19 protein-coding genes are annotated in these 20,372 nt (G+C 68.5%); 11 read left to right on the forward strand and 8 right to left on the reverse strand.

Features of this window, described 5'->3' with window-relative positions:
* Positions 1 to 244: 244 nt before the first annotated feature.
* Positions 245 to 1,459, forward strand: coding sequence for an ABC transporter ATP-binding protein (locus IEY31_RS03320; RefSeq protein WP_188969024.1), 1,215 nt, complete (start codon positions 245 to 247; stop codon positions 1,457 to 1,459).
* Between the two features lie 78 nt (positions 1,460 to 1,537).
* Here IEY31_RS03320 and IEY31_RS03325 read toward each other — a convergent pair whose 3' ends face one another.
* On the reverse strand, positions 1,538 to 2,326 hold the full coding sequence (locus IEY31_RS03325) for an ABC transporter permease subunit (RefSeq protein ID WP_188969026.1): 789 nt from the start codon (positions 2,324 to 2,326) through the stop codon (positions 1,538 to 1,540).
* The gene (locus IEY31_RS03330) at positions 2,316 to 3,227 is read right to left on the reverse strand and encodes an ABC transporter ATP-binding protein (protein WP_188969028.1); all 912 of its coding nucleotides are present in this window, start codon (positions 3,225 to 3,227) and stop codon (positions 2,316 to 2,318) included. Before IEY31_RS03330 ends, IEY31_RS03325 begins: the two co-directional genes overlap by 11 nt.
* A 572-nt stretch (positions 3,228 to 3,799) precedes the next feature.
* On the opposite strand from IEY31_RS03330, the gene typA reads away from it, so the two are divergent.
* Entirely contained in the window at positions 3,800 to 5,581 is a 1,782-nt protein-coding gene (gene typA, locus IEY31_RS03335) for a translational GTPase TypA (RefSeq protein ID WP_188969030.1), read from the forward strand.
* Positions 5,582 to 5,686: 105 nt separating this feature from the next.
* Here typA and IEY31_RS03340 read toward each other — a convergent pair whose 3' ends face one another.
* From IEY31_RS03340 to IEY31_RS03355, 4 genes are all read right to left on the reverse strand, one after another.
* Complete coding sequence (locus IEY31_RS03340; RefSeq protein WP_188969032.1) at positions 5,687 to 6,250, reverse strand: hypothetical protein; 564 nt, start codon at positions 6,248 to 6,250, stop codon at positions 5,687 to 5,689.
* Between the two features lie 90 nt (positions 6,251 to 6,340).
* Complete coding sequence (locus IEY31_RS03345) at positions 6,341 to 7,339, reverse strand: prohibitin family protein (RefSeq protein ID WP_188969034.1); 999 nt, start codon at positions 7,337 to 7,339, stop codon at positions 6,341 to 6,343.
* 110 nt (positions 7,340 to 7,449) lie between these two features.
* The gene (locus tag IEY31_RS03350; protein ID WP_188969036.1) at positions 7,450 to 8,124 is read right to left on the reverse strand and encodes an outer membrane lipoprotein carrier protein LolA; all 675 of its coding nucleotides are present in this window, start codon (positions 8,122 to 8,124) and stop codon (positions 7,450 to 7,452) included.
* A 133-nt stretch (positions 8,125 to 8,257) separates the two neighbouring features.
* Positions 8,258 to 8,734: an NUDIX domain-containing protein gene (locus IEY31_RS03355; RefSeq protein ID WP_188969038.1), complete on the reverse strand. Its 477-nt coding sequence runs from the start codon at positions 8,732 to 8,734 to the stop codon at positions 8,258 to 8,260.
* Positions 8,735 to 8,958: 224 nt separating this feature from the next.
* On the opposite strand from IEY31_RS03355, the gene IEY31_RS03360 reads away from it, so the two are divergent.
* The 9 genes from IEY31_RS03360 to IEY31_RS03400 all read left to right on the forward strand — a co-directional run bounded on the left by IEY31_RS03360 (position 8,959) and on the right by IEY31_RS03400 (position 17,669).
* Positions 8,959 to 10,254 carry a MerR family transcriptional regulator gene (locus IEY31_RS03360; protein ID WP_229723286.1) on the forward strand — a complete coding sequence of 432 codons (1,296 nt, stop codon included), beginning with the start codon at positions 8,959 to 8,961 and terminating at the stop codon, positions 10,252 to 10,254.
* Entirely contained in the window at positions 10,251 to 11,135 is an 885-nt protein-coding gene (locus IEY31_RS03365) for an NAD-dependent epimerase/dehydratase family protein (RefSeq protein ID WP_188969040.1), read from the forward strand. The genes IEY31_RS03360 and IEY31_RS03365 overlap by 4 nt, the downstream gene beginning before the upstream one ends.
* A 91-nt stretch (positions 11,136 to 11,226) precedes the next feature.
* The gene (locus IEY31_RS03370) at positions 11,227 to 12,384 is read left to right on the forward strand and encodes a YjgN family protein (protein WP_188969042.1); all 1,158 of its coding nucleotides are present in this window, start codon (positions 11,227 to 11,229) and stop codon (positions 12,382 to 12,384) included.
* Positions 12,384 to 13,493 (forward strand): M48 family metallopeptidase, encoded by a 1,110-nt coding sequence (locus tag IEY31_RS03375; RefSeq protein ID WP_188969044.1) that lies wholly within the window; start codon positions 12,384 to 12,386, stop codon positions 13,491 to 13,493. Before IEY31_RS03370 ends, IEY31_RS03375 begins: the two co-directional genes overlap by 1 nt.
* 9 nt (positions 13,494 to 13,502) lie before the next feature.
* Positions 13,503 to 14,093 (forward strand): NADPH-dependent FMN reductase, encoded by a 591-nt coding sequence (locus IEY31_RS03380; protein ID WP_229723287.1) that lies wholly within the window; start codon positions 13,503 to 13,505, stop codon positions 14,091 to 14,093.
* 29 nt (positions 14,094 to 14,122) lie between these two features.
* Positions 14,123 to 14,830: an RluA family pseudouridine synthase gene (locus tag IEY31_RS03385; protein ID WP_229723288.1), complete on the forward strand. Its 708-nt coding sequence runs from the start codon at positions 14,123 to 14,125 to the stop codon at positions 14,828 to 14,830.
* A gap of 87 nt (positions 14,831 to 14,917) precedes the next feature.
* The gene (locus tag IEY31_RS03390) at positions 14,918 to 15,148 is read left to right on the forward strand and encodes a FeoA family protein (protein WP_188969048.1); all 231 of its coding nucleotides are present in this window, start codon (positions 14,918 to 14,920) and stop codon (positions 15,146 to 15,148) included.
* Positions 15,145 to 17,370: a ferrous iron transport protein B gene (gene feoB, locus IEY31_RS03395; protein WP_188969050.1), complete on the forward strand. Its 2,226-nt coding sequence runs from the start codon at positions 15,145 to 15,147 to the stop codon at positions 17,368 to 17,370. Before IEY31_RS03390 ends, feoB begins: the two co-directional genes overlap by 4 nt.
* On the forward strand, positions 17,370 to 17,669 hold the full coding sequence (locus IEY31_RS03400) for a helix-turn-helix domain-containing protein (RefSeq protein ID WP_188969052.1): 300 nt from the start codon (positions 17,370 to 17,372) through the stop codon (positions 17,667 to 17,669). Before feoB ends, IEY31_RS03400 begins: the two co-directional genes overlap by 1 nt.
* Positions 17,670 to 17,672: 3 nt before the next feature.
* Here the strand turns inward: IEY31_RS03400 and IEY31_RS03405 are convergent, their stop codons facing one another.
* Positions 17,673 to 18,374, reverse strand: a complete 702-nt coding sequence (locus IEY31_RS03405) for an aminotransferase class IV (RefSeq protein WP_188969055.1) — start codon at positions 18,372 to 18,374, stop codon at positions 17,673 to 17,675.
* Positions 18,371 to 20,305: a chorismate-binding protein gene (locus IEY31_RS03410; protein WP_188969057.1), complete on the reverse strand. Its 1,935-nt coding sequence runs from the start codon at positions 20,303 to 20,305 to the stop codon at positions 18,371 to 18,373. The genes IEY31_RS03405 and IEY31_RS03410 overlap by 4 nt, the downstream gene beginning before the upstream one ends.
* Positions 20,306 to 20,372 lie beyond the last annotated feature (67 nt).

Raw genomic sequence — 20,372 nt, forward strand, 5'->3', positions numbered from 1 at the left:
TCTGGATACTCTAGAGACAACGCGTCGCCGTTTGCCCTTCCGGCGCCTAGTACCGACCTTTCACCTGTCGTGTAGATCATCCTCCACCGCGCTGGAGAGGGTGCTACACTGTGAGCGTCAGATTGGCATAAGCGTAAGCAACGGGTTTCTCGTTCTCGTACCCCGGTTGTCCGAACTGTATCGGCATTTTTTTTGTGTCATACCCATTCACGGACAAGAGTAGGGGCGAAAGGTAGGCGTACTCATGGCAGAAGTCATCCTGGAACATATCAACAAGATGTACGGCAGCAAGCAGCATGCGGTGAAGGATTTCAACCTTCACATCGAGGACCGCGAGTTCATGGTCTTCGTGGGGCCGTCCGGCTGCGGCAAGTCCACCACCCTGCGCATGATCGCGGGTCTGGAAGATATCAGCGACGGCATCCTGAAGATCGGAGACCGCGTGGTCAACGACGTGCCGCCCAAGGACCGCGACATCGCAATGGTGTTCCAGAACTACGCGCTGTACCCGCACATGAACGTCTACGAGAACATGGCCTTCGGCCTGAAACTGCGCAAGACCCCAAAAGAAGAGATCGAGCGCCGCGTGCGTGACGCCGCCAAGATCCTGCAGATCGAGCACCTGCTGGGCCGCAAGCCCAAGGAACTGTCCGGCGGTCAGCGTCAGCGCGTGGCGATGGGCCGCGCCATCGTGCGCGAACCCGCCGTGTTCCTGATGGACGAGCCTCTTTCCAACCTCGACGCCAAGCTGCGCGTCGAGATGCGCTCGCAGATCAACCAGCTGCATCGCCGGCTGGGCGCCACAATCGTTTACGTGACCCACGATCAGGTGGAGGCCATGACGCTGGGCAACCGCATCGTGGTGATGCGCGACGGCCTGATCATGCAGGTGGACACGCCCATGAACCTCTACGACTTCCCGCAGAACAAGTTCGTGGCGGGCTTTATCGGCAGCCCCAGCATGAACCTGATCAGCGGCAAGGTGCAGAACGGCCAGTTCATGATCGGCACGGACCGCGTGGCCGCGATGGGCAAGTTGGAGCAGAGCCTGAAAGCCTATGAGGGCAAGGAAGTCCTGATGGGCATCCGCCCCGAGCACATCGGGTTGATCGGGCTGACCGAGACGCCCGTGGGCACCAACGTGGTTCGCGGCAAGGTCGTGGTTGTCGAGCCGCTGGGCGCGCAGACTGACCTGATCGTTGAGGTTGCCGGTCAGGACGTGACCGTCAAGGTGGAAGGTCAGGCCCTGGTGCAGCCCGGCGACGATATCGAACTGGTGATTGACCAGACCCGTCTGCATGCCTTTGACACGGCCACCGAATTGGCTATCGACCGGGGCACGGCCCTCGGTAAGCGCGGTCAGGCCGACACCCCTGCCCTGGGCTACGAGTACCCCGGCGTGGCCAAGAAGGGCGCGGAAGCCATGTTGAGCAAGGACCGCACCGTCGCCAGCGACTGATTCGGTTTAGTGAAGCTGGAAGGGCCGGAGGCGTGGTTGCGCCTCCGGCCCTTCCGTGTGGTGCTGTCGCTCCGGGGCTCAGCCGCGCACGTCCCGGTTGCCGAACACCGGCGCGGCAATCCAGACCAGTGCGGCCCCCAGCAGCAGGCAGACCAGCAGGGGCGTGGGGCTGACCCCGCGTTCCAGCGGCAAATCGCTCAGCGCGTATTTCCAGGGGTTGAGCCACGCCACATCGCCCAGGAGCGGCACCTGCGCCGCCACGCTCTGTAGCACCACCAGCCCGATGCCCAGGCCCGCGCCCACCCCGGCGGCCAGACCGGAGCGGCCGGTCGCCGCGCCGACGGCGAAGGCCAGCGCCCCGAACAGCCAGGCGCCCAGCGTGTGCAGCGCCGCCGCGCCCAGCAGTCTTCCGGCGGGCAGCGGGGCCTGAAACACCTGTCCGGCCAGCCAGATACTCAGGAACAGCACGGTGCCCAGCGCCAGCAGCATGGTCAGCAGGGCGGCCCCACGGCCCAGCAGCAGGGCGCCGCGTGGCAACGGCTGTGCCAGGGGAAACTCCAGCCAGCCGCGCTCCTCGTGACCCGCAATCAGCGCCGAGCCCTGCAGGGCGGCGAAGATGGTGAGCAGGACGGGCATCAGGCTCAGGAGCTTGCCGCCCACGTACCCGGCGGGCGTGCCCAGGTTGTCGCCTGCCAGCGCCCGCAGCGATTGGGGCAGGGTCTGCATCAGGTCAGCCAGGGCGCTGTTGCCCTTGAGCAGCGGAAAGAAGGCCAGCAGAGTCACCGTGTACAGCGTGATACCCACCGCCCACCACAGGACGCTGCGCCGCGAGTCCTTCATCGTCTGTGCCCACACTTCAAGCCACATGAATGTCCGCCATGCGCGGCGTTTCGCTGCGGTACTCGTCCATGAAGGCGTCCTCCAGCGTGGACGGCGTAAGGCTCAGTGAGGACAGCGACTGACCCGCCAGCGCCCGGACCAGCGCGTCGGGGCCGCCGCGCCACTGCCCCCGGAAGTCCAGCCCGTCGGTCACGCCGCCGCTCATACCGGGTAGCGCGGCAAGGTCGACGCTGGGGGGGCGGGCAAAACGCAGCGTCACCTGTTGCGGCAGGCTGGCCTTGAGTTCACGCACGCCCTCCACCCGGATCAGTTCGCCGCGCCGGATGATGCCCACCCGCCCAGCAATACGCTCGATCTCGCTCAGGACGTGGCTGGACAGAAACACGGTGCGGCCCTCGCTGCTGGCCTCGCGCAGCAGGTCCAGCGCGGTTTCCTGGGCCAGCGGGTCCAGACCGTTGGTGGGTTCGTCCAGCATCAGCAGTTCGGGGCGGTGCATCAGGGCCAGGGTCAGGCCCACCTTCTGGCGGTTGCCCTTGCTCAGGGTGCCCAGGCGGACGTCCAGCCGCAGCTGCAGCCGCCGGGCCACCTCCAGCCCGTAGGTGTTGCTGGCACCGCCGCGCAGTCGGCAACTGCGGGTCATCAGGTCGCGGGCCGTGTGGTCCCGGACCAGGTGGACCTCGCCGGGCAGGTAGCCCACCCGCCGGTGAACCGCTACCCGCTGCTGCCACACGTCATGGCCCAGGATCTGCCCACGGCCCCCGGTGGGCCGCAGGAAACCCATCAGCGTCCGGATGGCAGTGGTCTTGCCCGCACCGTTCGGCCCGATGAAACCGAAAATCTCGCCTGCGGGCACACTCAGCGTCAGCGGGGCCAGGCCCACGCCAGGGGCATACAGTTTGCTGAGGCCGCTGGTTTCTATGGCGTTCATGCGTCCTCCGGTGTGGTCCCGTACGGCCTGGGCGGGGTGGTCGTTGACCTGGGGTGACACGTCGGTCCATCCGGGTGCAGTCAACGTCTCAGGGCCGTGGAGTCTGTGGCGGGGCTCTCGGTTCGTCTCGCTCTGGTCTTCAGACGTACTACGCGGGCTTGCCCCTGTTGGTTTCCAGATCTCGGCGCCACGCTCAGACCCGCAGTCCCGGCAATCCATGGAGGCGCCCATTATGGGACTGATGCTGCGGAACCGGAGGACGTGCCAGTCAGCTGGCACCTCACCGGGGCGGCAGGCACAACCGGTGGTCTGCGCTGACTGCTAACGTGATCTGCATCTGACATCACCCGTGCCCGAATCTGCTAAAATCTTCGTTCGGGTGTCCCGCCCACTCGCGGCCAGCAGAACTGGCGCAGGAGTTGAGGCGGGCTTTTTGAGGTCGGTCCTGACGCCCCAGCGCACTTTTCCCTGGCCTGTGGCGCGGACCGGAAGCACCACGCAAACAACACACTGTCCTCCCACTTGTCGGGCTTTCTCCGGCAGGCAGCGCCGGGCAGAAGAGAGGAAAAAATATGGAATACCGGAACATCGCTATCATCGCGCACGTCGACCACGGCAAGACCACCCTGGTGGACGCCCTGCTCCGCCAGACCCTCAAGCTCGGCCACGGTGAGGAAATCGCCGAGCGGGCCATGGACAGCAACGACCTGGAAAAGGAACGTGGCATCACCATTCTCGCCAAGAACACGGCGGTGGAGTACAAGGGCGTCAAGATCAACATCGTCGACACCCCCGGCCACGCGGACTTCGGCGGGGAAGTGGAGCGCGTGCTGGGCATGGTGAACGGTTGCCTGGTGCTGGTGGACGCGGCAGAAGGCCCGATGCCCCAGACCCGCTTCGTGCTGCGCAAGGCGATTGAACTGGGCCTCAAGCCCATCGTGGTGATCAACAAGATCGACCGCATCGACGCGCGGCCCGAGGAAGTGGTCAACATGACCTTCGACCTGATGGCCGACCTGGGCGCGAACGACGATCAGCTGGATTTCCCGATCCTGTACGCGATTGCCCGTGAAGGCAAGGCGTTCAAGGACCTGAACAACCCGCAGGAGGACATGCACGAACTGTTCGAGATGGTTCTGGAGCATATTCCTGCGCCTCCCACCGACCTGGAGGCCCCCTTCCAGATGCTGGTGACCAACCTGGACTACTCCGAGTACCTGGGCCGCATCGTGCTGGGCCGGGTGCAGCGCGGCACGGTCAAGAAGGGCGAATTCGTGCAGCTGATGCACAAGGACGGCACGATGACCAAGTCGCGCGTCATTCAGCCGTTCACCCACATGGGCCTGCGCCGCATCGAGGCCGATCAGGTCAGTGCGGGTGACATCGTGGCGCTGGCCGGCATCGAGGACGCGCAGATCGGGGAAACCGTGGCCGATCTGGCCGATCCCGAGGCCTTGCCCATCATCACCGTGGACGAACCCACCGTGAGCATGACCTTCCAGCCCAACACCTCGCCTTTTGCGGGCAAGGACGGCAAATACGTCACCTCCCGCCACCTGAACGACCGCCTCAAGCGCGAAGTGATGACCAACGTGTCGCTGAAGGTCGAAGAGGTGCGCCCCGACGAGTTCATCGTGTCCGGACGCGGCGAGCTGCACCTGAGCATCCTGCTGGAAACCATGCGCCGCGAGGGCTATGAGGTGCAGGTGGGCAGCCCGCAGGTGATCATCCGCGAGATTGACGGCGAGAAGCACGAGCCGGTCGAGCACCTGGTCATCGACGTGCCGGAGCAGCACGCCAGCAGCGTGATCGGTGTGCTGGGCGGGCGCAAGGGCCAGATGGTCAACATGGAGCCGCAGGGCAGCCGCAGCCGCGTGGAGTTCAAGATTCCCTCGCGGGCGCTGTTCGGGTTCCGCAACCAGTTCCTGTCCATGACCCAGGGCGAGGGCATCATGAGCCACGTCTTTGACGGCTACGCGCCGTGGGCCGGGGACATCAAGATCCGCCAGAACGGCTCGCTGGTCAGCATGGAAGACGGCCCGGCCTTCGCGTACTCGATCTGGAAGCTGCAGGACCGTGGCTCGTTCTTCATCGACGCGGGCGCGGAAGTGTACGTGGGCATGATCGTGGGTGAAAACGCCCGCGAGCAGGACATGAACGTTAACGTCTGCAAGAACAAGAAGCTGACCAACGTGCGCTCCAGCGGTGCGGACGACGCCCTGACGCTGACCCCGCCCCGCCGCCTGAGCCTGGAAGATGCCCTGGAATACATCGGCAGTGACGAACTGGTGGAGCTGACGCCCCACAACATCCGCCTGCGCAAGAAGGTGCTGAACCCCAGCATGCGCAAGTAAACCGACTCCACCCAGAAGAGAAGCCCCCGCTCCTGCAAAGGACACGGGGGCTTCTCTTCTGGGCTGGACTGTGTCCATGCTGATGACGCGAATGCGTCTCCGCGCTCAGCTCTTGCGGAGTTTTGGCCCCAGGCTCAGCTCCGATTCTGCCGTGCCGAAGCGTTCGCGCAGAAAGCGGCCCTGGCTCAGGAGGCGGTCCGCCGTGGCGTGGTCATGGCGCAGCGCCTCGCGCACGCCGTCTTCCAGCAGACCCAGCTGCTCGGTCAGCAGCGTTTCGGGCGGCTGGCCCTGGCTTTCCAGGGTGCGCCGCGCACCCTCGGTGAGATTCAGGTAGGCCCGCAGCGTGTCGGGCAGGTAGGCCTCGCGGGTCTGCGACAGCAGGTAGGCAGTGCGGCTGTCACCGTCCACCCCGGCGCGGTGAGCGTCAATCACTGTGCACAGCAGTTCCCAGGCCTGGGTGCGGGCCGGTCCGGGCAGGCGCAGGGCCAGCGATTCCGGGGCCTCGGCCTGCGGGCGGGGCAGGGGCGCCTGGGCCGCAGCGGCGGACAGCGGCGAGGCTTCCTGCGGGGTGAGGGTCATGGCCTTGCGGGCGGACTTGCCCGCGTGGTCCACGTAGACGATGGCCGTGATGCCGCCGAAGATGATAAGCAGGATCAGGACGGCCATCATGGGGCGAACCTTCTTTCGCCAGGCTGCTCAAGCGTCGTTCGGCTCATTCTGACCAGTCTAACGCCCATCCGGCGGGTGCGCTGCATTCCGTCAATTGCCCGGCTTGGCCGGTGCGGTGGGCTGCTGTGGCGTGGGCTGCGTCTGCGTTCCGAGCGATTTCAGGTCCAGCAGGAAGTTGCCGTCGCTGGGCAGCATGATGGTCTGGACGCCGGGGGCCAGGCGCTCGGCCACCGTCAGCTGGATCAGTTGCGGGTTTTCCTTGAGGGCGCGGCCCCGCAAGGAGAGCGCCTCGGCCTCGCCCTTGGCCGTTTCGATGGCGGCCTTGGCCTTGCCCTCGGCCTGCACCACGTCGCGCTGGGCGCTGATCTCGGCCTGTTGCAGGCGATTTCTCTCCACGGCCACCTGCTGCTCAGCGGTCTGCTTTTGCTCGATGGCCTGGGCAACGCTCTCGGGGATCTTCAGTTCGCGCAGCAGGATGGCGTCGAGAATCAGGTTATTGCGCGCAAACGACTTCTGCAGTTCGGTGGTGATGCTGGCCTCCAGCTGGGTGCGCTGGTTGCTGATCAGGTCGGCGGCCCCGAACTGTCCGATGGAGTCGCGCACCTTGCTGCGAAGCTGGGGGCGCAGGACGGTGTTGATGTAGTTGCGTCCAAGGTCCTTATGGAGAATGGCCGCCTTGCTGCGGTCGATGCGGAACTGCACCGTCACGTCTGCTGTGATGTCCAGTCCCTCCTTGCTGCGGGCGCGGATTGACCCCTCGTCGTTCTGGGCCGCGTTCTGCGCGAGGGTCACTTCCTGAAGCCGGGCGTCGTACAGGTTCACCTGATCCACGAACGGCACCACGAAATGCAGCCCGGCCTCCAGTGGGTTAGGCTTGACGCCGCTCAGGGCGCTGAACACCACGCCCACAAACCCCGCCGGGATGACCCGCACGCTCTGCGACACGATCAGGCCTGCCACTACCACGCCGCCGATAATCCAGCCCAGGCGCGGGGAGATGCGAACCGGCGGCGGGCCGCTGGGATTGTTGACCGGATTGGTTATGTGGGGGGTGGAGTCGCGGTTGCGGCCGTCGCCAGGGTTGGTCATACACCCAGGTACGCGACCAGCGCGGCGAAAGTTGCTGCCCCACGGCCTGCTGCCCTTCACGGCAACAAAGAAGGGGACGCCTGAGCGCCCCCCGCTTCAGCGTTACTTCACTACTGCCGGATGATCTCCGCGTCCTTGGGCAACTGCTTGAGGCCCGCGGCGCTGAGGCCGGAGTTGACCTTGTAATTGCTGACGTTCAGGTCCGCCAGCGATTTGCCCGCGCTGCTCACGATCTGGATGCGGGTGGGCCGCCAGCCTGCCTCGGTGATGTACACGCGGGTCCGGTCGGTGGAGTTGCCGTTCTTGGGCGTGGCCTCCAGCTGGAACAGCCGCTTGCCTGCCGCGCCCGTGGTGGACAGCAGTTTCACGTTGTACTCCGACAGCAGCGCGGCGGCGTTGCTCAGCTGCGTGAAATCCAGGCCGCCGAAACCGGCGCCATCCGCCGCCTTCTTGGTGGACATAACCGTGACCTGGTTGGTCAGGAACAGGTACTGGCGAATCTCGTTCTTGTCGGCCACGACAATGTTGTCGGCCAGCGCGTCGGGCGCGTTGAACTGCAGGCGGGCCACGTTCTGCGCCGGAATGCTCTTGACCGTCAGGTCGATCTTCTGGGCGCTGGATTCCAGTGAGGCGCTGCCGCTCAGGCGGAACGAGACGTCCTTGGCGGCCTTCTGGGCGGCGTCGACTCTGGAGATGATGTCCTGGGCGGTCTGGGCGGAGGCGGAGGGAATCAGCAACACGCCGCAAAGGGCGAGAATGGACGTTAATTTGAGAGGTTTCCTCATGTCCGGAAGTATCGCGTCACGGCGTGTGAGAAGGCCGCGCGGCGGCTGACGCGGGGTTCACGCTCTGGCTGGGCTGGCTGGCTGGTCCGCCCGCCCCCGGCCCGTCAAGTCGGATGGTTAAATTGGGCAGTGGTTAGATCGGGTAGTACGCGCGCGGCTGGCCCTTCACGAAGTCGCGTGTCGGAACCCAGATCAGCGGGTTGCGTTCCTCGACCTCGGGCGGGGGGCCGTAGCGGACCAGCATCTCCACCTGATCGAAGGGCACCCAGCGGATGCCCACCACCTCGGGATCGGTGGGATTGAGTTCGCCGGAGTAGGTGGCGGTGAAGCGTCCGAAGGTGGCGTAGCACTCGTTGCGCGTGCCGGTGAGCAGCTCGCCTTCCAGCAGGCTGATGAACACCAGATCGGTGACGGTCAGGCCGGTTTCCACCAGCACCTGCCGGACGGCGGCGTCGCCCAGCGTCTCGCCGGGATGGGCCTTGCCGCCGGGCAGACCGTAGAAGATGCTGCCGTCGTCCATGCGTTCCTCGACCAGCAGCAGCTGACCGTCCCGCACCAGATACACGTGCGCGGCGCGCTTGATCGGCAGGGTGCGCGACAGGTGACTCATGGACGCTCCGGGGCGGTCCGACGGTGGGAACAGGGCGGCAAGCGGTTCATCTGGCCGGCAGTCTAGCGGACTGTGCCGGGCCGCAGCGCCTGCCTGTGCGCCCAGGCCAGGGCGGTCCGGGGCCTTGTGCGCTGACCCGGAGGTCAGGAAACTGGCGTCCGCAGGCGCAATCTCGGCACGAAGTCCCACGGTCCACTGCGCGACTTTCGGTCACAATGCGCAGAATGAATGCAGGCGGGGAGAACCAGGAACAGTGGGCGCAGACGGCCATGTTCACCGCCTCGGAGGTAGAGGCGCAGACCGGCGTGCCGGCTGCAACGCTGCGGCAGTGGGAGCGGCGCTACGGGTTTCCGCGCCCCGTGCGCAACGACAGTGGGTACCGGATGTACTCGCCGGACGACGTGCGCGATATCGGGATCATGCTGGGCCACCAGCGCAGCGGCGTCGGGGCGCGGATGGCCGCCGAGTTGACCCGCAAGGGCATGACGGGGGGAGGCGCGGGGAGAAGCGGGCTGGTGCGTCCCGTCACCCTTGCCCCGGCCCGCCAACATGCGCTGCTGGCAGCCCCTGCCGCCTCATCCCCAGTCCCGATGTCCGCCCCGGTGTCCCTGCCTGCCCTGGCGGGTCAGCTGACCCAGGCGCTGGTCACCGCCGACTACGTGCGGGCCGGTGACGTGCTGGCCGGGGCGCACGCGCGGCTGCCGGTCGAGGACGTGATGACCGGCGTCATGTCCCCGGCGCTGGTGGAGATCGGCGAGCGCTGGGCCAGGGGCGAGATCACCATTGCCCACGAACGCGGGGCCAGTCATTTTCTGCGTTCGCGGCTGTCGGCCCTGATGGACATCGCGGGGCCGGAAGACACAGACACCGGCTGGGGACCGTTGCTGGTGGCGGCCTGCGCGCCCGGCGAGCAGCATGAGCTGGGACTGATGATGCAGGCCCTGGCCCTGCGCCGCCGGGGGCTGCGGGTGGCGTACCTGGGAGCGAACGTGCCGCTGGGCGACCTGACCATCTTCGCCCACGAACGGGGCGCGCAGGCCATCCTGCTGAGCATCAACGGCGAGTGGGCGCTGGGTGACTGGGGCAACGGGGCCTGGGTGGACGGGGCCTGGGTGGCGGATGCGCCGCCGGACCGCGCCGTGTACCCGGCGAGCAGGCCGGTGCGGACTGGGACCCATGGTCTGGCGTGGGTGTCCGGCAGCGCGGACCAGGCCGCGCCCCAGCCCCAGCGGCAACGGCCTGTGTGCCAGCGAACAGCGCTGCAACGGCTGGGCCTGCCGGTTTTTCTGGGCGGCGCCCTGATGAACGCCCGGCCTGCGCTGGCCGCTGAACTGGGCGGCCTCTATGCTGGACCCGATGCGCCAGCGGCGGCGGCCACCATTTCCGGGGTGCTGGGCCATGCCCTGCACGCCGCGCAGGCCGCAGACCCAGACCGCGAAGCTACGCCTTCCCAGGCACCGCACTCATCTCAGGCAGGCGTGAACCGGCCAGGGCCAGATCAGGAAGGAGAACAGACATGAGGATTCTCGTGACCGGGGGCACCGGTTTTGTGGGGCAGGCAGTGGTCAGGGAACTGGTTTCGCGCGGGCATCAGGTCTGGGCGGGCAGCCGCGAGGGCCGGGAGGGCGGCGCGGGGCAGGCGGTCCGGCTGGACGTGACCGATCCGTCCAGCGTGCTGGCCGCCGTGGCTGCCGCCGATCCCGACGCCGTGGTTCATCTGGTGGGCATCATTGCCGAGAAGGGCACGCAGACCTTTCAGGCGGTGCACGTGGACGGCACCCGGCACGTGCTGGCCGCCGTGCCACGCACGGCACGCTACGTTCACATGAGCGCGTTGGGCGCGGACGTGGATAGCGGCAGCGGCTACAGCGCCAGCAAGGGCCGCGCCGAGGCGCTGGTCAGGGACAGCGGCCTGCGCTTCACCATCTTCCGCCCCAGCCTGATCTTCGGGGTGGGCGACGACTTCTTCGGGCGGGTGCTGCGTGAGCTGGTCAGTGCGGCGCCCATCGTGCCGCAGATTGGCAACGGGGCGTTTCCGTTCCGGCCCGTGAGCGTGCAGGACGTGGCGCAGGCTTTTGCCGGGGCCGCCGAAGCTGACCTGGGCCTGGGCGAGACCTATGCCCTGACCGGGCCGCAGGAGTACACCTTCCGGCAGCTGCTGGAGCTGGAACTGGGCGCGCTGGGCAAGAAAAAGCCCATTGTGCCTGTGCCGCTGCCCCTGATGAATCTGGCGGTCCCGCTGATGAATCTGCTGCCCAGTCCGCCGATCACCAGGGACCAGTACGCCATGCTCAAGGAGGGCAACACCGCCCCCAACGAACCGGCCAGAACGGTGTTCGGGCTGCCGATGCTGGCCCTGCGCGACCAGTTGCCGGAAATTCTCGGCGCTGCGAAGGGCTGACGAAGGGGGGGGGGCGATGTCCCTATTGTCCCCCTCCGCTCCCACCGTTCGCCGTCCGCCACCTTGGCCGGCCGCGTAGCATAACGGGCAGATGAGTGATCCTGCCGTGTCTGCCCGTGATGAGCCGTTGCTGGGCCGACATGTCCAGCCTCCGTGCCCCGCGGCCGGGCCCTTTCCGGCCACCGTCACCGAATATCCCGTCACCTTTACCGGCACGGCCCAGGAATATTTCCGGCTGTGGATCGTGAATATCGCCCTGACCTTCGTGACGCTGGGGCTGTACCTGCCGTGGGCGCGTGTCCGCAACCGGCAATATTTCTACGGACACACCTGGGTGGATGGCCAGAACTTCGAGTACCGCGCCAGTCCGGCGGCGCTGCTACGCGGCTACCTGCTGGTGGCGGCGCTGTTCCTGGCCTACGCGGTGTCCGGGCAGTTTGAATCCACGCAGTGGGTGGCCGGGGTGCTGGTGCTGATCTACGGCGCCGCCTACCCGCTGCTGGTGCGCCAGTCCATGCGCTTTCAGGCGGTCAATACCGTTCACCGGGGGCTGCGCTTCCGCTTTCACGGTACGGTGGGCAGGGCGTATGTGGCCTATCTGGTGACCAATTTTGTGGCGGGCATCTCCGCCGGATTGGCGCTGCCGTGGGCGTGGTACATGCAGCGGCGCTATCAGACCGAGGGGCTGGCCTACGGCGCGGCGCGGGCCACCTTCCGGGGCGATGTCGGCCCCTTCTACCTGATCGGCCTGACCGCTCTGGGGCTGACCCTTGCGGGCGGCGTGATTCTCGGCGTGCCGCTGTTCGCGCTGGCGGCGGCGCTGCTGAGTGGGTTTGACGCTGGCCTTCTCGATTCAGGCAACATACTGTCGTCCGGCCTGTGGCTGGCGGCGCTGGTGGCCGGCTATCTGGCCGTCCTGATCCTGTACGTGGTGGCGTGGCAGTACGTGCGCGGCGCGACGATGGTCTACATGCTGAACAACGTGGAACTGGGCGGCGTGTTCCGGACACGGGCCACCTTCAGTCCGTGGCGGCTGGTGTGGATCAGCGTCAGCAACAGCGCCGCGCGGGTGCTGACGCTGGGGCTGGCGTCACCGTGGGCTGCCGTGCGCCAGACCCGTTACATTCTGGGTGGCGTGACGGTGCGCGCCATTGCCCCGCTGGACGACTTCGTGGCGGGCGTGGGCGGTGAGGCCTCCGCGTTCGGTGAGGCCGCCACCGAACTGCTTGACATTCAGGTGGGCTTCTAGTGGGGCCGGACGGTGGGTCACTCGCCCTGCAGGGCGTGTATTTCGATGGCCGCAGCAGCCGCGATCAGCCCGCGACGCTGACGGTGGCCGCGCAGACGGCGACGCTGAAGGTGGCCGGCGGGGCCGCCGAGCACCGCTGGCCTGCCCACCTGCTGGACGTGGAGGCCCCGGTGCCCGGTGTGCGCCGCGCCGTGACGCTGCCGGGCGGGGGCCGGTTCGAGACCCATGACGACGCGGGGGTCAGCGCGTGGGAACGCGCCACCGGGCGCAACCTTGCGCTGGGCGGCATCCGGGCGCTGGAGTCCCGCTGGGGGGCGGCGCTGGCCGCGCTGGGGGCCTCGCTGGTGGCGCTGGCGCTGTTCCTGATGTACGGCATCCCGGCCGTGGCGCGTCAGGCGGCCTTCGCCACGCCCCGCAGCGTGCTGGCCGCCTTTGACCGCGAGACCATCGGATTTCTGGAAAGCGGCGAATTCTTCGGCCCTTCCAGATTAAGCCTGGCCCGGCAGGCGCAGCTCGGGGCCGCGTTCCGTGAGGTGGCCGGCTGGGCGGGCAGCAATTACCCGTATCGCCTGCTGATCCGTGATGGCGAGGCGGGCGGCCCGAACGGGCTGGGCGCGAACGCCTTCGCCCTGCCCGGCGGCACGGTGGTCCTGACCGATCAGCTGGTGGCCCTGGCCGGCAGTGACCGCGAACTGATGGGCGTGCTGGCCCACGAAACCGGCCACGTCACCGGGCGGCATGGGCTGGCCGGGGTGTATCAGGCGCTGGGGCTGACCCTGGTGACCACCGTGGTGGCCGGCGACCTGATCAGCGCGGGAACCTTCGCGGCAGCGGTGCCGGCGGCCATCCTGAGCGGCGGCTACTCGCGGGCGGCGGAAACCGAGGCGGACGAGGCATCGGGCCGCTACATGCTGGAGACCTACAGCACCACCCGGCCCCTGCGGACCATGCTGGCGCGCCTGGAACGGCAGGACCGGCAGAAGGAGGGCACGGCGACCACCTCGGGGCCGTCCCTGATCGACCTGCTCAGCACCCATCCCGGTACGCCGGCCCGCATCGAGCACCTCAAGCGGCTGGAAGCGGACGGCCTGCCCGCGCCTTCACGCTAGCCTGCCAGGATGGCCGCTTCCCTGAGCTTCACCGTCATCTCGACCAGTCTTGATCCCGAGAGCCGCAGCGCGTGGCTGTGCACGCTGGCTGCCCGGCAGTTGCGCGGGGCCGGGCACGCGGTCACGCACCTCGACCTGCGCGAGACGCCGCTGCCCCCCTTCGACAACGCTGGCTGTTACGCCCACCCCAACGCCGGGGTCTACCACCGCGCCGTCCGCGAGGCCGACGGCGTGCTGCTGGGCGTCCCTGTGTACAACTGGGGGCTGGGCTCTGGCGCGCGGGCGCTGGTGGAACTCACCGGCAGCAGCGACATCGGGCGCGGCCTGCACGGCGCGTGGTTTGACCGGCCCGTCACGTTTCTGGTGTCTGGCGGGCTGGATCACGGTTACCTCAGCCACGGGGCATTCGCGCTGGGGCTGATGTACGACTTCCGCTGCGTCATCAACCCGCACTTCGTGTACGCCACCTCCGCCCACTGGGACGCGCCGGAGGTGCCAGGGGTCTGGCTGGCGGAGCGGCTAGCCAGAACGGTAGACCGGACTGTCGACCTCTCGGAGCGCCTGCACGGGCGCGACTATCACAGCGTGTGGGAAATTTGACCGCCCCGGCCCCGGAGAAGCCGCGCGTCGTGACCGAACATCCCGACTTCTACATCGTCCACAAGCCCGCGCTGTGGCTGACGCACCGGGTTCACCGTGGTGGCCGGGCGGAGGTGCCGGACGTGGTGGGCTGGATGCAGCGCGAAACCGGCGAGCTAGACCTCTCGCCGCCGCACCGCCTGGACCGTGAGACCAGCGGCCTGCTGGTGCTGTCGCGCGACACCGAGGCCGCCCGGCGCTTTTTCACGCTGTTCAAGACGCATCTGGTGGGCAAGCTGTACCGCGCCGTCGTGCGCGGCACGCCCGACTGGGAGCGCCGCACGGTGGACGCGCCGCTGGGCGATCTGGGCCTGGGCGCGGCCAACCGGGTGCTGATGCGGCAGGCAGTGGTGCCGGATGGCCGCCCCGCCGTGACCGATTTCCGGGTGCTGGGCCGCCGGGCCGGGCACGCGTTGATCGAGGCGCACCCGCGCTCGGGCCGCCTGCACCAGATCCGTGCGCACCTGTTTCACCTGGGCCTGCCGCTGGTGGGCGACAAGATCTACGGGCTGGAACGGGACGCCTTCCTGGAGTTCATCGCCACCGGCCAGACCCCAGAACTCACCGCCCGCCTGGGCCTGGAGCGTCAGGCGCTTCACGCCGCCCGCCTTGCCTTTCCCTGGGCCGGGGCGCAGGTGGTGGCCGAGGCGGCGCTGCCGGGGGACATGCAGCGGCTGTGGGACCGGCTGGAGCATTGACCCGCTAAGTGTGATGCATGCTGCCTTGTCCTTTTCTCTAATCCGAGTAGTCTGGTCGGGTATGGGATCTCCCACCTCGGAGCAGGCATGAACGAACGGACGCTGGACACCCTGGCCCCTGGTGAGCACGCCCATGTGGTGGGGCTGGCCCCGGACCATCCGCTGCGCCGCCGCCTGTTGGAACTGGGCTTCGTCCGCGGCGCCCCGGTGACTGTGGTGCGCCGCGCCCCGCTGGGCGATCCGCTGGAAGTGCGGGTCAACGGCACTGACCTGGCCCTGCGTGCCGCCGACCTGCAAGGCATCCGGGTGAGACAGTGACAACCGCCTTTTCACCTCCTGACCTCCACATTCCCGACGAGGCCGCCTGTCAGGCCACCCTGGGCCGCCTGAAGGGGGCCAGCGAACCGCGGGTAGTGGTGGTGGGCAACCCCAACGTCGGCAAGACCACCCTGATCAATGCTGTGGCGGGAACGCGCCTGAAGGTGGGCAACTGGTCGGGCGTGACCATTGAGAAACGCGAGGCCCGGCTGGAATACGCGGGCCGCGCCATTCACCTGCTGGACCTGCCCGGCGCGTATTCCCTGAGCCCGCACACCCCTGAGGAACTGATTGCCCGCACCGCGCTGCTGGACGAGGCTCCCGACGCCGTGCTGAATGTCCTGGACGCTGGAAACCTGGAGCGCAACCTGTACCTGACGCTGCAACTGCTGGACTTCCGGCTGCCGGTGGCGGTGGCCCTGAATCTGGTGGACGAGGCGAAGAACAAGGGCATGACCGTGGACGCCGCCGCCCTGTCCCGCGCGCTGGGCGTACCGGTCACGCAGACGGTGGCGATCCGCGGCCAGGGCACGGCAGCCCTGATGGGCGACGTGTTGAAGGGCGCGACGCTGGGGATTGCCGTGCGCTACCCCCCGCAGATCGAGGCGGCGGCCAATGACCTGACCGCCCGCATGGTGGGAATGCCCACCCTGCCCCTGCACGCGCACCGCTATCTGGCCCTGGCGCTGCTGGAGGGCGATCCCAGCGTCCGCGGACGGCTGGCGGCCACCGGGCATGCCGCGCTGCTGGACGCGGCGGACGCCCACCTCGCCGCCCTGGAGACCGAGGGTGTCGACGCTTTGATCGAGATTGCCGAGGCCCGCTATGCCCGCGCAGGCGATCTGGCGCGGCTGGCCGTTCCGCAGGCGCTGGCGCGGCGCACCCTCTCCGAACGGCTGGACCGGGTGGCGCTGCATCCCGTTCTGGGCATTCCTCTTTTCCTGGCCCTGGTGCTGCTGGTCTTCCGCCTGACCTTCAGCGTGGCCTCGCCCTTTGTGGATCTGATTGGCGGCCCGCTGCAGGAAATCATCGGCGGCTGGGCGGCAGCGGCGCTGGCGTGGTTCCCGCTGGGGCGCGATCTGGTGGTGGGCGCGATCATTCCAGGGGTGGGCACGGTCCTCAGCTTCCTGCCCACGCTGCTCGTCCTCTACCTCGCCATGAGTTTTCTGGAAGACAGCGGCTACATGGCCCGCGCCGCCTTCCTGATGGACCGGGCCATGCGCAGCATCGGACTGGACGGGCGCTCGTTTATTCCACTGATCCTGGGCTTCGGGTGCAATGTGCCGGCCATCTACGCCACCCGCGCGCTGGAGCGGCGCAGCGACCGCGTGCTGGTCAGCATGATCCTGCCGTTCATGAGCTGCTCGGCGCGGCTGCCGGTGTACGTGGTGTTCGCCGCCGCGCTGTTTCCGCGTTCGGGCAGCTGGCTGGTCTGGAGCATGTACGTGCTGGGCATGGCGGTGGCCTTTTTCTTCGCGCTGATTCTGCGCCGCACCACCCTGCCCGCCGAGGGCGGCGGCGTGCTGCTGGAGCTGCCGCCCTACCGGTTTCCCGCCTGGAAGGTGCTGTGGAAGCACGCCTGGCGGCGCACGGCCTCCTTTGCCCGGCGTGCCCGCACCACGGTGATGGGAACGGTGGCGGTGGTCTGGCTGCTGCTGGCGCTGCCTGCCGTGTCCGGCGAGAAATTTGCCACCGTGCCGCCGCAGGACAGCCTGTTCGGCACGGTCAGCCGGGCGGTGTCGCCCATCTTCGCGCCGCTGGGCTTCGGTGACTGGCAGGCCACGGGCGCCCTGATCCCCGGCTTCATCGCCAAGGAAGTCGTGGTGGGCACGCTGGGGCAGATCTACCTCGGCGAGATCGCGGCCAATCCCGAGCCACTGGGTGTGCTGGACGGCGTCACGCAAACGTTGGGTGCCACTTGGGACACCCTCAGGGCCAGCGTGTCTGCCCTGCCCACAGTCCTGGCCCTGCCCAGCCTGAACGCCGACGCCTCCGCCGAAACGAAGACCCCACTGGCGGCGGCGCTGGCGCAGGCATTCACCCCGGCGTCGGCCCTGGCCTATCTGGTGTTTGTGCTGCTGTACACGCCCTGCATTGCCACGGTGGGCGCGATGGCGCAGGAGCATGGGCGGCGGCTGGCGTGGATGACGGTGGGCTGGCAGATGGTCACGGCGTGGGTGGTGGCCTTCGCGGGGTATCAGGTGGCCGTGAGGCTGCTGTAGTGGCGCCCACCGCACCGGCTCCGCTGGCGGTCATCCTCCGTGTGGTGGCCGGGGAACCTCGCACGCCCTCGGAACTGGCCCATGATCTGGGCAGCTCCGAAGCGGCCCTGAGCGGGATGCTGCGAACCCTGCAAACCGGCGGCTACGTGCAGGAGGCCCTGCCGGCCACCGACGGCTGTGCCTGTGGGCCGTGCGCCCTGAAAAGCATGTGCCGCAACGCGAACGGCGAGGCGGCGCCGCTGGGCCTCCTTAAGCTCACGCCACGGGGAGAAGCCTACCTGGGGCGACTCCGCAGCTGAATCCTACTCTTCCGGCCACACCAGGGCGGGGTCATCGGTTGCAGGCCAGCACACAGGCAGGCTGAGGGTCCAGCCTTCCCCTGAGATTTCCCGCACCGGCACCACGCCCACGCCGCTGCCGCAGATCCACGCGCGGGTCGCGCGGGACACTTCGCTGGGGTGAACCCCTAGCTCTGACCAATCCTGGCCTGCCAGGAACGCGGCCCGCGTGAGGCCCGGCAACCCGCCCGCGGGGACAATCCGTTGCCCACCAATCTCCAGCAGCGGCGAGGTGCGCGAGCCGTCGGCCAGCGTGCCGTCCGGGCCGACGAGCCAGCCCTCGAAAACGTCTGCGGCCTCCTGCCGGGCGAGGCGGTACGGCAGGTAGTTGCCGGTCTTGTGCGCGCCCAGTTGCGGGTGGACTTGAACGCCCGTCAGGCGCACGCGCACGCCGCCTTCTGGACGTGGGCCGGGGGTCAGCGGACGGTGGGTCCAGAAGGTGCCGTCCCCTGTGACCGTGACGCGCAGCAGCCCCCAGGGCCACGGGTCCAGCGTGGGGCACCCGGCGTCCGGGGCCGGCAGGTCCAGAAAGGCGCAGGTTTGCCGCAACCGTTCCAGATGTGCGGCCCACAGCACCGGCTCACCCCGCCGCGTGCGGACGGTGGCAAACGCGCTCAGGCCGTGCAGCCACGCGGGATGGTCCAGCCCGGAAGGCAGGGGCTTCATGTCTTTTGTCCCTGGTGGGCCACCTGTTCGTTCCACTCCCGGCTCAGCCGCAGCCAGTTGCCCAGCAGCACCCGGCCCGCCGGACTCAGGACGCTCTCGGGGTGGAACTGCACGCCCCAGGCGGGGCGACCGGGGGCAGCCAGCGCCATGGTCTCGCCGCCGGCACCGGTGGCGGTGACGTGTTCTGGCGGCAGGCCACGCACCACCAGCGAGTGGTAGCGGCCGAACGCTGCGCCGGGCGGCACATCCTGAAATAGCCCCGCGCCGCCGTGCTGCACTGCCTCCGGGCGGCCATGCACCGGCGCAGCCCGTACCACCGCGCCGCCCAGCACCTGCCCCAGCGCCTGATGGCCCAGGCACACGCCCAGCAGTGGCTGCCCCCGGCGCAGGCATTCGCGGGTCAGCGCCAGCGTGGGGCCACTGCTGTCGGGCGTACCCGGTCCCGGCCCGGTCAGCACGGCGTCCGGGCGCCCGCACAGGAGGTCGGCCACTGCCGAGTCCTGGGAAAAGATCGTGACCGCTGCGCCCAGCGCCCGCAGGTCATGTACCAGATTCCAGGTGAACGAGTCGCGGTTGTCCAGCAGATGCACCCGGAGTCCTGCTCCCGGGTTGTGGGTGGCAGGTGGCGGCGTCCACACCCGGCCCGGCGTGGGCGCCGCGGGCGGCTGGGCCGGACGCCCCGGCACGCCCGACAGTGCGCTCAGCAGGGCCTGGGCCTTGTGCACCGTCTCGCTTGCCTCATGGGCCGGGTGCGAGTCGATGACGGTGCCGCCACCCGCCCGGACCACCACCTCCCAGTGCTGTTCCGATCTGGTGGAGTGCCGTTCCACTCTTGTAAAGGCCGCCGTGCGGATCAGGATGTTTACGTCCACCCGCGCGCCGCTGAGGATCCCGACGCCCCCGGTGTACCATTCGCGCGGCCCCGGCTCATGGTCGCGGATGGCGGTCATCACCCGCGCCTTGGGCGCGCCCGTGATGGTCCCGCCCGGAAAGGTGGCCGCCAGCACGTCGGGCAGTGTCACGCCGTCTGCCGCCCGGCCCCGCACTTCCGAGACCAGATGCATCACGTGACTGTAACGTTCCACCAGCATCAGTTCCGGCACACTGACACTTCCCGCCGCCGACACCCGGCCCAGGTCGTGGCGCACCAGATCCACCAGCATCAGGTGCTCCGAGACCTCCTTGGGGGATGAGCGCACCTCGGCCTCCAGCGCGGCGTCCTCGGCGGGGGTCTGACCGCGCCGCCGGGTGCCGGCAATCGGGCGGGCCGAGACCTCGCCCCCGGCCCACTCCACCAGTCGTTCGGGGCTGCACGACACCACCACCTCTTCGCCCATGTCCAGAAAGGCCATGAACGGGCTGGGATTCAGGTCCCGCAGCCGCAGGTACGCCGCCAGCGGATCGCCCTGTGCCTGCGCCCGCACCCCCCGCGAGAGGTTGACCTGATACACCTCGCCTGCGCGGATCAGTTCCTGAATGGCCCGCACGCCCGCCGGGTAGTCCACATCATCCGCGCCGAATTCGCCCACGCTCAGCGCCGGCCGGGGGGCCGGGTCCAGGGCCAGGACCCGCGCCCAGTCCACGTGCGGAGGCCCCACCACCTCCAGCGTGCCGGCGAGCCGGTCCCACACCAGTCCGGAGGGGTAGTGGCCCCACCACGCCGCCTCGCCGCGTGCCGGGTGTGTGTCCAGTCCGAAGTCCCGCGCCGCCTCGTACTTCAGGCCGCCCAGCCACGCGGGAAACAGGGCGGGTCCGCCGGGACGAGTTGGCAGGGCCATCTGAACCCGCGTCGGCCACGCACTCAGGAACGAGAAGCGCCCATACGGCACGGCAGGCCCCAACGATTCCAGCAGGGCCACGCCCGGCGCGTCCGCCGCCCGCAGGCGCAGCAGGACGTCGGCGGGGGAGAGGAGAGAGGGCGCGGCAGGCACCCCGGAATTGTACGCAGCGCGGCCCTGGAGGGTGCCCTTCCCTAATCCCTTACAGTTTACCCGGAAT

It is taken from the genome of Deinococcus aerolatus (assembly GCF_014647055.1).
Classification (GTDB): domain Bacteria; phylum Deinococcota; class Deinococci; order Deinococcales; family Deinococcaceae; genus Deinococcus; species Deinococcus aerolatus.

Coding starts and splice junctions, on each gene's coding strand:
- IEY31_RS03320 (WP_188969024.1), top strand. CDS start 245: ATGGCAGAAGTCATCCTGGAACATATCAACAAGATGTACGGCAGCAAG.
- IEY31_RS03325 (WP_188969026.1), bottom strand. CDS start 2,326: ATGTGGCTTGAAGTGTGGGCACAGACGATGAAGGACTCGCGGCGCAGC.
- IEY31_RS03330 (WP_188969028.1), bottom strand. CDS start 3,227: ATGAACGCCATAGAAACCAGCGGCCTCAGCAAACTGTATGCCCCTGGC.
- typA (WP_188969030.1), top strand. CDS start 3,800: ATGGAATACCGGAACATCGCTATCATCGCGCACGTCGACCACGGCAAG.
- IEY31_RS03340 (WP_188969032.1), bottom strand. CDS start 6,250: ATGATGGCCGTCCTGATCCTGCTTATCATCTTCGGCGGCATCACGGCC.
- IEY31_RS03345 (WP_188969034.1), bottom strand. CDS start 7,339: ATGACCAACCCTGGCGACGGCCGCAACCGCGACTCCACCCCCCACATA.
- IEY31_RS03350 (WP_188969036.1), bottom strand. CDS start 8,124: ATGAGGAAACCTCTCAAATTAACGTCCATTCTCGCCCTTTGCGGCGTG.
- IEY31_RS03355 (WP_188969038.1), bottom strand. CDS start 8,734: ATGAGTCACCTGTCGCGCACCCTGCCGATCAAGCGCGCCGCGCACGTG.
- IEY31_RS03360 (WP_229723286.1), top strand. CDS start 8,959: ATGAATGCAGGCGGGGAGAACCAGGAACAGTGGGCGCAGACGGCCATG.
- IEY31_RS03365 (WP_188969040.1), top strand. CDS start 10,251: ATGAGGATTCTCGTGACCGGGGGCACCGGTTTTGTGGGGCAGGCAGTG.
- IEY31_RS03370 (WP_188969042.1), top strand. CDS start 11,227: ATGAGTGATCCTGCCGTGTCTGCCCGTGATGAGCCGTTGCTGGGCCGA.
- IEY31_RS03380 (WP_229723287.1), top strand. CDS start 13,503: ATGGCCGCTTCCCTGAGCTTCACCGTCATCTCGACCAGTCTTGATCCC.
- IEY31_RS03390 (WP_188969048.1), top strand. CDS start 14,918: ATGAACGAACGGACGCTGGACACCCTGGCCCCTGGTGAGCACGCCCAT.
- IEY31_RS03405 (WP_188969055.1), bottom strand. CDS start 18,374: ATGAAGCCCCTGCCTTCCGGGCTGGACCATCCCGCGTGGCTGCACGGC.